The organism is Nocardia sp. NPDC056064 (assembly GCF_042266925.1).
In the GTDB taxonomy this organism is placed as follows: domain Bacteria; phylum Actinomycetota; class Actinomycetes; order Mycobacteriales; family Mycobacteriaceae; genus Nocardia.
Genome location: NZ_JBHJWO010000001.1, coordinates 3,869,616 through 3,883,750 on the forward strand (window position 1 = coordinate 3,869,616; position 14,135 = coordinate 3,883,750).

The following is a 14,135-nucleotide window of genomic DNA, read 5'->3' on the forward strand; positions in this document are numbered from 1 at the left end:
TGTCCACATCTTCCACAGGTCGCCGCACTCACAGGCCGATGACCACGCTGACCTGCGGCGCTGCCGAAACCGCCCTGTGGATTCCTCGAGGAATCCGTGTGGAGTCCTCGAGGAATCCACGGGGTTGCCCCCAGGGTGCCCCAGGGTGTGAACAACAGGGTGAATCCGGTGGAACAACTCGAGGACAACTCGAGGATGGATGTGGGACAACTTCGGCCGTCCACAGACGGCTCCGATTCATCCTCGAGTCACTCCACGCTCATCCCCATGCCGACGTGCCCCCTGACCTGCGGAAACGGGCGAAATCCACAGATTCCACAGTGCCTATTACTACTTCAGTTCTCATTCTTAGGAAGATCTCTTGAAAACAGGGTGTGTGGAAACTCGGATCGGGAGGCTCGGCTCGGGCGGTGCTCCACTCACAGGCGGCAAGGAGGAGAGGGGGTGGCCGGACAGGCCGGTATCCACCGGGAGGGTCGGTGCGGACTTCACGCGTTGCCCGGGTACCGTTTGGTTGTCGGCTGGTTGTGCGAGACTCAGTGCGCGGTCGACGCAGCACCTCAACTCCGCTGAACACACCCGCACCACGGATTCGACACTCGGAGAGGACACATCGGGCGATGGAGCTTGCGAGCATGAAGTTTCGGGTCGCCCGGGAGGATTTCGCCGAGTCGGTGGCCTGGGTGGCCCGTAGCCTCCCGTCCCGGCCTCCCGTGCCGGTCCTGGGCGGTGTCCTGCTGGTGGCCGACGAGAACGGCCTGACGGTCTCCGGATTCGACTACGAGGTCTCCGCGCAGATGCGTGTCGCGGCCGAGGTCGCCGGTCCCGGCCAGGTGCTGGTCTCGGGCCGCCTGCTGGCCGACATCACCAAGGCGCTGTCGAACAAGCCGGTGGACGTCTCCGTCGACGGCACCCGGGTGCTCATCGCCTGTGGCAGCGCCAAGTTCTCCCTGCCGACCATGCCGGTCGAGGATTATCCCCAGCTGCCCGAGGTTCCCTCACAGACCGGTGAACTGGGTGTGGATGTCTTCGCCGCCGCGGTCGGCCAGGTCGCCGTCGCCGCTGGTCGCGACGACACCCTGCCCATGCTCACCGGTATCCGGGTGGAGATCGAGGGCAACGACGTGGTGCTCGCCGCCACCGACCGCTTCCGGCTGGCCGTGCGTCATCTGCAGTGGCAGCCCACCCGCCCCGACATCGAGACCGCGGTGCTCATCCCCGCGCGCACGCTGTCGGAGGCCGCCAAGACTCTCGGTGCCGCCGAGGCGCCCGTGCAGCTGTCGCTGGGCAGCGGGGGCGACGGCCTGCTCGGCATCGTCAACGCGGGCAGGCGCACCACCACGCGCCTGCTGGACGCCGAATTCCCCAAGTTCCGCCAATTGCTCCCCAAGGAGCACACCTCCATCGCCACGCTGCCCGTGGCGGCGCTGTCGGAGGCCATCAAGCGTGTGGCCCTGGTGGCCGAGCGCGGTGCCCAGGTGCGCCTGGAGTTCTCCACAGACGGCGTGCTGCTGTCGGCGGGTGGGGACGACGCGGGCCGCGCCGAGGAATGGCTGGAAGCCGATTTCCGCGGCGAGCCGCTGACCATCGCGTTCAACCCCGGCTACCTCACCGAGGGCCTGTCGGCGCTGCACGCGGAGCGGGTCACCTTCGGGTTCACCACCCCCAGCCGTCCCGCGGTGCTGCTGCCCGCCTCCGACGAGGAGCCCAAGGTGCTCGAGTCCGGGGCGTTCGCGGCGCTGGAGAGCCAGTACATCTACCTGTTGATGCCGGTCCGGCTGCCCGGCTGAGCCGGCCCGCCCGCGTAACCCGGCATGTTCATCCGTGCGCTGTCGGTGCGTGATTTCCGGTCGTGGGAACACGCCGAGCTGGAGTTGTCCCCAGGGCGCACGGTGCTGCTGGGGTCCAACGGCAACGGCAAGACCAATCTGCTCGAGGCGGTCGGCTACCTGGCCACCCTCGGTTCGCATCGGGTCTCCGCCGACGCCCCGCTGATCCGGATGGGCGCCACCCAGGCCCGGATCGGGGCCACCGTGGTGAATCTGGGCCGCGAGTTGCGGGTCGACGTGGAGCTCAAGGCGGGCAGCGCCAATCGCGCGCAGATCAACCGCTCGCCGGTGCGCCGGTCCAGGGAGATCCTCGGCATCCTGCAGACCGTGCTGTTCGCGCCGGAGGATCTGGCGCTGGTGCGCGGCGACCCGGGGGAGCGGCGGCGCTTCCTCGACGAGTTGTGCACAGCCCGGCTGCCCAGGCTGGCGGGTGTGCGCGCCGACTACGACAAGGTGCTGCGTCAGCGCTCGGCCCTGTTGAAAACCGCTGGGCGCCAGGTTCGTTCGCGCGCCGATCTGAGCACCCTGGACGTGTGGGACGGGCATCTGGCCGAGCACGCCGCGGTGTTGCTGGCGCAGCGGCTGCGGCTGGTACACGACCTGTATCCCTTTCTCGCGCAGTCGTATCGGTCGATCGCGCCCGAATCACGGCCCGCCGCAATCGCTTACCGTTCGGGGTATCTGCCGCCGGAGCTGCTCGATCCGGCCCGGGTTCCCGAGGACGACGACGTGACCCGGCTGCACGCGATCGTGCTCGACGAACTGGCCGCGGCGCGCGGCAGGGAACTCGATCGCGGGGTGTGCCTGGTCGGCCCGCACCGCGACGACCTGGAGCTTCTGCTGGGCAGCGCCCCCGCCAAGGGCTTCGCCAGCCACGGTGAGTCCTGGTCGTTCGCGCTGGCGCTGCGGCTGGGCTCGTTCGAGCTGCTGCGCAGCGCGGGCACCGAGCCGGTGCTGCTGCTCGACGACGTGTTCGCCGAACTGGACCGGCGCAGGCGGACCGCGCTGGCCGAGGTGGCCGCGGGTGCCGAGCAGGTGCTGATCACGGCCGCGGTAGCCGAGGATGTGCCACAGGAGCTGGCGGCCGAGCCGCTGCGAGTGCAGACCACCGGCGAGGCCGACCGGCGGGTCTCGCGCATCGTCACCGAGCCGGTCGCGGAACCAGAAGATATGCACAGGTAACGATAGTTATCAACAGACCCTGTGGAAAACCGGCGACATCCTGGACATATAGCGCCTCGGCGCGCCCCGGAACCTGTCGGTGCCCGCGCGTAGACTCTGTGCACACCCAGCCCCCAGCGACCCGGAAGGCGGAAAACCTGTGCAGGAAGAACCGGCACCGGAGCTGCGCGGGATCGATCTGGCACGCCGGGCGCTCGAGGAGGCCAGGGCCGCGGCCAAAGCCAGCGGCAAGTCGGTCGGGCAGGGCAGGGCCTCACCGGTGCGCAAGCTGCGGGCCGGGGGCAGGCGGCGCAGCGGCTGGTCCGGCGCCGGTCCCGACCCGCGCGATCCCCAGCTGCTGTCCTCGCTGGCCGGCTCGATCGCCAAGAGCCGTGGCTGGTCGGGAAAAGTGGCCGAGGGCATGGTGTTCGGGCGCTGGGCCAGTGTGGTCGGCGAGGACATCGCCGCGCACGCCACACCGGTGACGCTGGAGGGTGGCATCCTCAAGATCGCGGCGGAGTCCACCGCGTGGGCCACCCAACTGCGCATGCTGCAGGGCCAGATCCTGGCCAAGATCAATGCGGCGGTCGGTCAGGGCGTGGTCACCCAGCTGCGCATCACCGGCCCGGCGGCGCCGAGCTGGCGCAAAGGTGAACGCCACATCAAGGGCCGCGGACCGCGCGACACCTACGGGTAGTCCGGACGCGACCCTATTCGCTCTCACGAACGGCAAAATTCCACAAGTGGCGGAAACATCCCGGCGTGGATCGATTTCTTGCATTCACGGCGTCGTCAGGGGTGTCGTAGGTGCACTGTAAGTTGGGCTTACCAGTAGGATGGTGACGTAACCAGCGGCGAACCCTCGGCGCGTGCTGTGCAGCCGCTCGTGTGCTGCCCGGCGCCAGGGATCAGCAAGTAAGGAGAGCTACCGACAAGTGGCTGCCAACGATTCCAACGCATCGGGCGACAAGCAGGGCTACGGTGCCTCCTCCATCACGGTCCTCGAGGGTCTCGAGGCGGTACGCAAGCGCCCCGGTATGTACATCGGTTCCACCGGTGAGCGCGGTCTGCACCACCTCATCTGGGAGGTTGTGGACAACTCGGTCGACGAGGCGATGGCGGGCTACGCCACCCGCGTCGATGTGACCCTGCTGGCCGACGGTGGCGTGGAGGTCGTCGACGACGGCCGCGGTATCCCCACCGGCATGCACGCCCAGGGCATCCCGACCGTCGAGGTCGTCATGACCCAGCTACACGCGGGCGGCAAGTTCGACTCCGACTCCTACGCCGTCTCCGGTGGTCTGCACGGTGTCGGTATCTCGGTGGTCAACGCGCTGTCGAGCAAGCTGGAAGCCGAGATCGACAACGACGGCTACCACTGGTCCCAGACCTACAAGGACGCCAAGCCGGGCAAGCTGATCCAGGGCGAGCCGACCAAGCGCACCGGTACCACCATCCGGTTCTGGGCCGACCCGGAGATCTTCGAGACCACCACCTACAACTTCGAGACGGTCTCGCGCCGCCTGCAGGAGATGGCCTTCCTCAACAAGGGCCTGACCATCACCCTCACCGACGAGCGGGTCAGCGAATCCGACGTCACCGACGAGGTCGTGAGCGAGACCGCCGAGGCGCCCAAACACGCCGAGGAGGGTGTCGAGGCGCCGGTCGAGCCCAAGGTCAAGACCCGCACCTATCACTACCCGGGCGGCCTGGTCGACTTCGTTCGCCACATCAACCGCACCAAGACCGCCATCCACAACTCGGTGGTCGGCTTCACCGGCAAGGGCACCGGCCACGAGCTCGAGGTCGCGATGCAGTGGAACTCGGGCTACTCCGAGTCGGTGCACACCTTCGCCAACACCATCAACACCCACGAGGGCGGCACCCACGAAGAGGGCTTCCGCGCGGCGCTGACCACGGTGGTCAACAAGTACGCCAAGGAGAAGAAGCTCCTCAAGGAGAAGGACGGCAACCTCACCGGTGACGACATCCGCGAGGGCCTGGCCGCCATCGTGAGCGTCAAGGTCGGCGAGCCGCAGTTCGAGGGCCAGACCAAGACCAAGCTGGGCAACACCGAGGTCAAGTCGTTCGTGCAGCGCGCCTGCAACGAGCACCTGACGCACTGGTTCGAGGCCAACCCGGCCGACGCCAAGACCATCGTGCAGAAGGCGGTGTCCTCGGCGCAGGCCCGCGTGGCCGCGCGCAAGGCGCGTGAGCTGGTGCGCCGCAAGTCGGCCACCGACCTGGGCGGGCTGCCGGGCAAGCTGGCCGACTGCCGCTCCAAGGACCCGAGCAAGTCCGAGATCTACATCGTGGAGGGCGACTCGGCCGGTGGTTCGGCCAAGTCCGGCCGCGACTCGATGTACCAGGCGATCCTGCCGCTGCGCGGCAAGATCATCAATGTCGAGAAGGCCCGCATCGACCGCGTCCTCAAGAACAACGAGGTCCAGTCGATCATCACCGCCTTCGGCACCGGCATCCACGACGAGTTCGACATCGCCAAGCTGCGCTATCACAAGATCGTGCTGATGGCCGACGCCGACGTCGACGGCCAGCACATCTCCACGCTGCTGCTCACGCTGCTGTTCCGGTTCATGCGCCCGCTCATCGAGCACGGGCACGTGTACCTGGCCCAGCCGCCGCTGTACAAGCTCAAGTGGCAGCGCAGCGAGCCGGAGTTCGCCTACTCCGACCGCGAGCGCGACGGCCTGCTCGAGGCCGGTCTGGCCGCGGGCAAGAAGATCAACAAGGACGACGGCGTCCAGCGCTACAAGGGTCTGGGCGAGATGAACGCCAAGGAGCTGTGGGAGACCACCATGGACCCCTCGGTCCGGGTGCTTCGTCAGGTGACGCTCGACGACGCCGCCGCGGCCGACGAGCTGTTCTCCGTGCTGATGGGCGAGGACGTGGAGGCGCGTCGCAGCTTCATCACCCGCAATGCCAAGGACGTCCGCTTCCTCGACGTGTAGTGAGGCGGGGGTCAGGGGACTCGAACCCCTGACCCCCACTTCGCAACTGCCGTCGCCCCGAGCCTTCCAACGGAGACCTCTTCATGACTGAGACCACACTGCCCCCGAACGGCGGCGCAGGCGACCGGATCGAACCGGTCGACATCCAGAACGAGATGCAGTCCAGCTACATCGACTACGCGATGAGCGTGATCGTGGGCCGCGCGCTGCCCGATGTGCGCGACGGCCTCAAGCCGGTGCACCGGCGCGTGCTCTACGCGATGTACGACAACGGCTACCGCCCCGACCGCGGCTACGTGAAGTCGGCGCGTCCGGTCGCCGAGACCATGGGTAACTACCACCCGCACGGCGACTCGTCGATCTACGACACCCTCGTGCGCATGGCCCAGCCCTGGTCGCTGCGCTACCCGCTGGTCGACGGCCAGGGCAACTTCGGTTCGCGCGGCAACGACGGCGCGGCCGCCATGCGCTACACCGAGTGCCGCCTGACGCCGCTGGCGATGGAGATGCTGCGCGAGATCGACCACGAGACGGTCGATTTCGTCCCCAACTACGACGGTCGCTCGCAGGAGCCGACCGTGCTGCCCGCGCGCGTGCCCGCCCTGCTGATGAACGGCAGCAACGGCATCGCGGTCGGCATGGCCACCAACATCCCGCCGCACAACCTGGGCGAGCTGGCCGAGGCCATCTACTGGGCGCTGGACAACTTCGACGCCGACGAGGAATCCACGCTGGCCGCGTGCATGGAGCGGGTCAAGGGCCCGGACTTCCCGACGCACGGCCTGATCGTGGGCGGCCAGGGCATCCACGACGCCTACACCACCGGCCGCGGTTCCATCCGCATGCGCGGTGTGGTGGAGATCGAGGAGGGCAGCCGCGGGCAGACCCAGATCGTCATCACCGAGCTGCCCTACCAGGTCAACACCGACAACTTCATCAACTCCATCGCGGAGCAGGTGAAGGACGGCAAGATCGCCGGCATCTCCGACATCCACGACGAGTCCTCCGACCGCGCGGGCATGCGCATCGTGGTGACGGTCAAGCGCGACGCGGTCGCCAAGGTCGTGCTGAACAACCTGTACAAGCACACCCAGCTGCAGACCAGCTTCGGCGCGAACATGCTCTCGATCGTCGACGGGGTGCCGCGCACGCTGCGCCTGGACCAGATGATCCGGTACTACACCGATCACCAGTTGGACGTCATCGTCCGGCGCACCCGCTACCTGCTGCGCAAGGCCGAGGAGCGGGCCCACATCCTGCGCGGCCTGGTCAAGGCGCTGGACATGCTCGACGAGGTCATCGCGCTGATCCGGCGCTCGGCCAACACCGACACCGCGCGCACCGGCCTGATGCAGCTGCTCGACATCGACGAGATCCAGTCCACCGCGATCCTGGACATGCAGCTGCGTCGCCTCTCGGCGTTGGAGCGGCAGAAGATCGTCGACGATCTGGCCAAGATCGAACTCGAGATCGCCGACTACAAGGACATCCTGGAGAAGCCCGAGCGCCAGCGCGCGATCGTGCGCGACGAGCTGGCCGAGATCGTCGAGAAGTACGGCGACGACCGCCGCACCAGGATCATCGCCAACGACGGTGACGTCGCCGACGAGGACCTGATCGCCCGCGAGGACGTGGTCGTCACGATCACCGAGACCGGCTACGCCAAGCGCACCAAGACCGACCTGTACCGCTCGCAGAAGCGCGGCGGCAAGGGCGTGATGGGCGCTGGTCTCAAGCAGGACGACATCGTCAAGCACTTCTTCGTCTCCTCCACCCACGACTGGCTGCTGTTCTTCACCAACAAGGGCCGCGTCTACCGGGCCAAGGCCTACGAGCTGCCCGAGGCCAACCGGACCGCGCGCGGTCAGCACGTGGCGAACCTGCTGGCCTTCCAGCCGGACGAGAAGATCGCCCAGATCATCCAGCTCAAGACCTACGAGGACGCGCCGTACCTGGTGCTCGCGACACGCGCGGGCCTGGTGAAGAAATCCAAGCTCACCGATTTCGACTCCAACCGCTCCGGCGGCATCGTCGCGGTGAACCTGCGCGACGACGACGAGCTGGTCGGCGCGGTGCTCTGCTCGGCCGACGACGACCTGCTGCTGGTCTCGGCGCACGGTCAGTCGATCCGCTTCGCGGCCACCGACGAGGCGCTGCGGCCGATGGGCCGGGCCACCTCGGGTGTGCAGGGCATGCGTTTCAACGCCGACGACGAGCTGCTCTCGCTCAATGTCGTGCGCGAGGGGACCTATCTGCTGGTCGCGACCGCGGGCGGTTACGCCAAGCGCACCGCGATCGAGGAGTACACCGCGCAGGGTCGCGGTGGAAAAGGCGTATTGACAATCCAATACGATCCCAAGCGTGGCAGCCTGGTCGGAGCGCTCATCGTCGACGACGAGGACGAGTTGTACGCGATCACTTCCAGTGGTGGCGTCATCCGCACCGCTGCCAAGCAAGTTCGTAAAGCTGGACGCCAGACCAAGGGCGTGCGATTGATGAACCTCGCGGATGGCGATACCTTGCTAGCGATCGCGCGCAACGCCGACGAGCCCGATCCCGATCAGCTCACCGGCGACGCGGCCTCGGAGCAATAACCCAAACAGCGGCGGCAACGAACGGATCTGAGGATTCCATTGACCACACCGAATCAGTCGAACGACGATCGGAACCAGACCAACGGCGTCACCGAGCGGGTCGCCTCGTCTCCGATCCAGCCGCGGCCGATCCCACGCCAGGGCGGCCAGGGTGAAGGCGCCCCGGCGCCGGAGTCCGGTGCCGCCGGTGGCGAATCGTTCGACAACGGCAAGGGCAGCAAGTCGCCCTACCAGGACGGGTGGGCCCAGCTGCCGCAGCGTGAGCCGCAGTCGAACCTGTACCGGCCCGGCGAGTCGCCGAGCCAGGGCAGGCCGTCTTCGGCGCCGCAGCCGTCCTCGGGCGGCGGTCTGAAGGGCAGCGGCGCGTCCAATGCCAGGACGACCGCCGACCTGGCGGCCAAGGCGGCGCGCAAGGAAGCGGCGATGGTGAAGTCGGTCGGCATCGACGGCCCGACCCGCAGCATCGCGCGCCCCGAGCTGGTCAAGGACATGCCGGACCTGTCCGAGGTGCGCCATCCCACCCCGGACGCGCCGCCCGCGCCTCCTGGGCTGCCGATGGCGCAGGTGCCGCCGCAGCCGGGGCCCAGCGCCAGGGCCGCGGCCGCGGGGTCGGTCTCGCCGGCGGTGCCGGTGGCCATCGCGGCCGCCGCCTCGGGTGAGCCGCTACGCGCGACCGTGCAGATCCGCCGGATCGACCCGTGGTCGACGCTGAAGATCACGCTGGTGATCAGCGTGGCGCTGTTCTTCGTGTGGATGGTCGCGGTCGGCCTGCTCTACATCGTGCTGGCGGGCATGGGCGTGTGGGACAACCTGGACAACTCGCTGGGCGAGATGCTCAACTCCGAGGGCAGCAGCTCGACGAGCCTGATCGACGCGGGCACCATCTTCGGCTACGCCGGTGTGATCGGGCTGATCAACGTGGTGCTGTTCACCGCGCTGGCCACGGTCGGGGTGTTCATCTACAACCAGTGCTGCGATCTGGTCGGTGGCATCCAGGTGACCCTGGCCGATCCGGACTAGTCGCCGGTTCTGTGGCGCACGGCCGGTCAGGCCCGGGAAACCGGGTTTGACCGGCCGTTTTGGTACTCGGTGGGGCAGTGGGGTAGTCTCGTTTCTCGTTGCGGTTCACTGCTCCGGCAGGGGATCGGAACGCATTCGGGCCTATAGCTCAGGCGGTTAGAGCGCTTCGCTGATAACGAAGAGGTCGGAGGTTCAAGTCCTCCTAGGCCCACTCCCGAACATCACAGTAGGGTGGGAATCATGAAGATTGTCCTCACGGTCGGTGTTGTGATCGCGGTTCTCATCGGTATCACCAAATTCCGCAAGCGCGATGACGCTGACCTCTGGAAAGAGGTCACCACCCGCTGATTCGGGTGTGCCAACTGGTTGACGCCAGCAAGGGGCCTTAGCTCAATTGGCAGAGCACTGCCTTTGCAAGGCAGGGGTTAGGGGTTCGATTCCCCTAGGCTCCACTTCTGTGAATTCCTCGGTTTTCGATTTTCTCGTCTCCGCCGTTCCCGGCGAATCCGACGCACTCGACGTGCCCGCCGCCCTGGCCGCGCACCGCGCCCGTGCCGCCGATTTCCCGAATTCGCTCGACCGTGCCGTGATCGCCGGATTCGGCAGCGCGGGAACGGGACCGGCTTTCCTCGGCGGATATCAGGAAGCGCTGCGCGCGCTGGTGCCCGCGCTCGATCCCGCCGATCTGGTGTCCATGTGCGCCACCGAGGCTGGCGGTGGGCGGCCCTCGGCCATCGCCACCACGGTCACCGAGGACGGTCTGGTCACCGGCACCAAGTCCTTCGCCACGCTCGGCACCTTCGCCACCCGGTTCCTGGTGATCGCCCGCGCGGGGGAGCGGCCCGACGGCAGGCCCGCGCTGCGTGCCGTCCTGGTGCCCGCCGGTGCGGCGACCGTGGTGACACCGCTGCCGGAGCTGCCGTTCGCGCCCGAGATCCCGCACGCGAGTGTCGAGTTCGACGCCGCGCCCGGTGCGCTGCTGCCCGGTGACGGCTACACCGACTACCTCAAACCGTTCCGGACCGTCGAGGACGTCCATGTGCTCGCCGCTGTGCTCGGTCAGCTGCTGCGGGTGGCCGGGCAGGCGCAGTGGCCCGCGGAGGCCGTAGAACAGCTGCTGGCGGTGTTTGCGGGCGTGCGTGGTCTCGGGGGTGAGAACCCCGCGTCGGCGGGGGTACACATCGCGCTGGGCGGTGTCTTCGAGCGGCTGACCCGCCTGCGGGCCGAACTCGAACCTCTGTGGGACCGGGTCGACCCGGAGGTCAGGCGCCGATGGGAACGTGACGCCCCGCTGCTCGGGGTGGCGGGCAAGGTCAGGGCCGCGCGCTTGCGGGCCGCCTGGGACTCGCTGGGGTGATCAGCCGCCGGTGAAGGTGCCGAGGCCGTCCTCGTCGAAGAAGTCGATGGTGACCGTGTCGTCGCGGAAGACCACCGAGGACAGGCTGCCGGGCGGGGCGTTCTCGCCGGTGGGTTCGAAGGCGAACGTGTCGCCCTCCCAGTGCCGCAGCGGGAAACTCTGGCCCGCGGGGCCGATGGTGAGGGTCAGGCCGGTGGGGGTCTCGGCGATCGTCGCCGGGCCCCAGAACTCGTTGGCGTAGGTGCCCGCGTAGCTCGGCAGGGGCTGGGCGGGAGCCGGATTCGCCGGTGCCTGCTTGCCCGCCAGATCGCCTTCCGGGTCGTTGAGCGGGGCGATGGCGTCGTGGAACAACGCGCGCCAGTCCTCGCGGATCTCACCGAACTGCACCAGATCGGCGAATTCGGCGGTGAGCGCCTCCGGGACGCCGATCGGCGCGGCGTTGGTGAGCGCGACGATGGCGACATCGGCCGAGGGGATCACCAGGAAGTTGGTGGCCGCGCCGAGGGAGAACGCGCCGGAATGGCTGTATACGGTGCGGCCCGCGGGCGAGACCGAGGCGTTGAAACCGAAGCCGTAGTTGCCCGCCCTGGCGGCGGGATCGGTGGCGGGGGAGGAGATCACCTGCGGGGTGATCGCGGGCAGCAGCGCCTCGGCGGGGGCGATGGGGGCGCCGTCGGCGAGCAGCATGCTCAGCCAGCGGGCCATGTCCTCGACCGAGGAACTCACCCCGCCGGCGGGGGATTGCGCGTCGGGATTTCGCACCGCGCGCGCCACCCACTGTCCGTCGATGTCCACATGGCCGACGGCGCGGTTGGGGCGGGCCTGGAAATCGTCGAAGCGGGAGCTGGTCGACTGCATGCCCAGCGGGGTGTAGACGGCGTCGGCCGAGAGCTGGGCCCAGTCGGTGCCCGCCGCGGCCGCGACCGCCTCGGCGCCGGCCGTGTAGCCGAAATTGGTGTACTCGTAGGTGATCCGGAACGGTGCGAGGGGTTCCAGGCGCAGCTTGTCCAGGATGGCGGCCTGGTCGTAGCCGATGTCCTCGAGCCGGTCGCCCGCGTGGTCGGGCAGGCCGCTGCGGTGTGCGAGCAGGTCGCCGACGGTGAGCTGGGCGGTGGTCGACGGGTCGGCCAGGGCGAAGCCGGGCAGGTGCTCGACGACGGGGGTGGTCCAGTCGACCCGGCCCGCGCCGACCTGGCTCGCGACCACGGTCGCGGCCACCGATTTCGAGACCGAGGCGAGCTGGAAGACGGTGTCGGCGTCGACCTTGTCCGGCCTGCCTTCCTGGCGCACACCGAAACCCTTGGCGTAGACGGTCTTCCCGCCGTGCACCACGGCCACGGCCATGCCCGGGATGTGGGTGTCGGCCATCAGCGACTCGACCAGCCCGTCGAGTTCGCCGACGGCGTGGTCGACCGCGTCGTCGGGGAGGTCGACACCGGCGACCTGGTTCGGCGGGAGCGCCGCCGTGGTGGTCGGGGGGCTCGCGTGGTCGTCGTCGCCGGAATCGGCGCAGCCAACCAGGATCGTCATCGAGACGACCACCGCCACGATCGCGCCACGGGCAGGCACCATGCGGCGACGATAGCCCCGGTTGCCGGACGATCGCGGGATCGTGGCTGGACTGTGACGGTGCCGGGTCGAGGTGCGCCGTAGCCGAGTGGCCGAGCTGCGACCTTGCCGGAAAATGGGGAGCGGGCCTCGGCGAAGGGGGGGAGTTAGCCGAGGCCCGCGTAGGGTCGGCCCGGGGGGGAGGGGCCGACGTGAACGATCCTACGCGATATATGGGGAATTCGCGTACGCGCAACGAAGCAGTTTTCGATATTTTTCGGCGGCGGTGGATGGTGTGCGTCCGCGCCGGATGCCGTGGACGCCGTGGCGGTGCCGATCGGTCGCCCGACAGTTGCTTTACCGAGCGCTGAATCAGCTGGTACGCAAGGTTTTACGAAGGAATCGCGGTGAACATGTTCCTGTTCGTACGCGATAGCCCGCCCCGAACGCGCCCGCGTGACGTTGTGACGAGTGACGAAAAATCAGTCCGATTCGCCGCGTGTCGCACACGCTCGGCATGTCGAACATCGGTGTACACGTGGGGTTGTGGGACACCCGGAAATCGGGATGCGACTTGTCGGTGGGTCCCGCGATACTGAGGTCCAGCAGCATGCGAAACCTACGACACCAGGGAGAATCATGCCCGACGCAATCGTCGCCGAGGGTCTGGTCAAACGGTACGGGCAGCTGACTGCCCTCGACGGGCTGGATCTGTCCGTCCCGGAAGGTACCGTCACCGCGCTACTCGGCCCGAACGGCGCGGGGAAGACCACGACCGTTCGCGTACTCACCACCCTGCTCGTCCCCGACGAAGGCCGCGCCACCGTCGCCGGGATAGATGTCATCCACAATCCACAGGCCCTGCGTTCACACATCGGCGCCTCGGGCCAGTACGCCGCGGTCGACGAATACCTCACCGGCTTCGAGAATCTCGAGATGGTCGGCAGGCTCTATCACCTCGGAACCCAGCGCAGCAAGGAACGCGCGCGCGAACTGCTCGACCGGTTCCGGCTCAGCGACGCCGCCGACCGGCCGGTGAAGGGCTACTCCGGTGGCATGCGCAGACGCCTGGACCTCGCGGGCGCGCTGGTCGCCAACCCGCCGGTGCTGTTCCTCGACGAGCCGACCACCGGCCTGGACCCCCGTGCGCGGCTGGACCTGTGGGATGTCATCGAGGAGCTCGTGGCAGGCGGCACCACCCTGCTGCTCACCACCCAGTACATGGACGAGGCCGACCGGCTGGCCGATTCCATCGCGGTGATCGACCACGGCACGGTGATCGCGCGCGGCACCGCCGACGAACTCAAGGCCCTCGTCGGCGGCGACCGGATCGAACTCACCGTCGCCCACGTCGACCAGCTGGCCACCGCCCAGCAGGTGCTGACCGGGCTCGCCGACGGCGAGATCCACCTCGAACCCGGCCTGCGCCGGATCACCGTCCCGGTGGCCGACGGCTCCCAGGACCTGGTCACCGCGATCGGCAGGCTCACCGAGCACAAGGTCACCATCAACGATGTCGCCCTGCGCAGGCCCTCGCTCGACGACGTCTTCCTCACCCTCACCGGGCACGAAGCCGAGGACGTGGTCACCGGCGGGGTGGACATCGAGAAGGCGGGCGCCACGGAAGGACGGGACCGATGAGTGCCGGCACCGAGAC

10 protein-coding genes and 2 tRNA genes are annotated in these 14,135 nt (G+C 68.2%); 11 read left to right on the forward strand and 1 reads right to left on the reverse strand.

What is annotated here, in order from left to right:
* The first annotated feature begins 620 nt into the window (after positions 1 to 620).
* The 10 genes from dnaN to ACFC06_RS17945 all read left to right on the forward strand — a co-directional run bounded on the left by dnaN (position 621) and on the right by ACFC06_RS17945 (position 10,930).
* A complete protein-coding gene (gene dnaN / locus ACFC06_RS17900) occupies positions 621 to 1,790 on the forward strand; it encodes a DNA polymerase III subunit beta (RefSeq protein ID WP_375932091.1) in 1,170 nt (389 codons plus the stop codon).
* Between the two features lie 24 nt (positions 1,791 to 1,814).
* The gene (gene recF, locus ACFC06_RS17905) at positions 1,815 to 3,011 is read left to right on the forward strand and encodes a DNA replication/repair protein RecF (RefSeq protein ID WP_375932094.1); all 1,197 of its coding nucleotides are present in this window, start codon (positions 1,815 to 1,817) and stop codon (positions 3,009 to 3,011) included.
* A gap of 139 nt (positions 3,012 to 3,150) precedes the next feature.
* Positions 3,151 to 3,687 carry a DUF721 family protein gene (locus ACFC06_RS17910; protein ID WP_375932097.1) on the forward strand — a complete coding sequence of 179 codons (537 nt, stop codon included), beginning with the start codon at positions 3,151 to 3,153 and terminating at the stop codon, positions 3,685 to 3,687.
* A gap of 238 nt (positions 3,688 to 3,925) precedes the next feature.
* Entirely contained in the window at positions 3,926 to 5,959 is a 2,034-nt protein-coding gene (gyrB, locus tag ACFC06_RS17915; RefSeq protein WP_375932100.1) for a DNA topoisomerase (ATP-hydrolyzing) subunit B, read from the forward strand.
* A gap of 83 nt (positions 5,960 to 6,042) precedes the next feature.
* The gene (gene gyrA / locus ACFC06_RS17920) at positions 6,043 to 8,553 is read left to right on the forward strand and encodes a DNA gyrase subunit A (protein ID WP_375932103.1); all 2,511 of its coding nucleotides are present in this window, start codon (positions 6,043 to 6,045) and stop codon (positions 8,551 to 8,553) included.
* A gap of 39 nt (positions 8,554 to 8,592) precedes the next feature.
* Complete coding sequence (locus tag ACFC06_RS17925; RefSeq protein ID WP_375932106.1) at positions 8,593 to 9,573, forward strand: DUF3566 domain-containing protein; 981 nt, start codon at positions 8,593 to 8,595, stop codon at positions 9,571 to 9,573.
* A gap of 137 nt (positions 9,574 to 9,710) precedes the next feature.
* Positions 9,711 to 9,784 (forward strand) — tRNA-Ile (locus tag ACFC06_RS17930).
* Positions 9,785 to 9,813: 29 nt separating this feature from the next.
* The gene (locus tag ACFC06_RS17935; RefSeq protein ID WP_278260913.1) at positions 9,814 to 9,921 is read left to right on the forward strand and encodes a DLW-39 family protein; all 108 of its coding nucleotides are present in this window, start codon (positions 9,814 to 9,816) and stop codon (positions 9,919 to 9,921) included.
* A 31-nt stretch (positions 9,922 to 9,952) separates the two neighbouring features.
* Positions 9,953 to 10,025 (forward strand) — tRNA-Ala (locus ACFC06_RS17940).
* 5 nt (positions 10,026 to 10,030) lie between these two features.
* Complete coding sequence (locus tag ACFC06_RS17945; RefSeq protein ID WP_375932109.1) at positions 10,031 to 10,930, forward strand: acyl-CoA dehydrogenase; 900 nt, start codon at positions 10,031 to 10,033, stop codon at positions 10,928 to 10,930.
* On the opposite strand, the gene ACFC06_RS17950 is transcribed toward ACFC06_RS17945, so the two are convergent.
* Positions 10,931 to 12,502: a serine hydrolase gene (locus ACFC06_RS17950; protein ID WP_375932112.1), complete on the reverse strand. Its 1,572-nt coding sequence runs from the start codon at positions 12,500 to 12,502 to the stop codon at positions 10,931 to 10,933.
* Positions 12,503 to 13,117: 615 nt separating this feature from the next.
* Between ACFC06_RS17950 and ACFC06_RS17955 the strand changes: the two genes are divergently transcribed.
* On the forward strand, positions 13,118 to 14,119 hold the full coding sequence (locus ACFC06_RS17955) for an ATP-binding cassette domain-containing protein (RefSeq protein ID WP_375932115.1): 1,002 nt from the start codon (positions 13,118 to 13,120) through the stop codon (positions 14,117 to 14,119).
* Positions 14,120 to 14,135 lie beyond the last annotated feature (16 nt).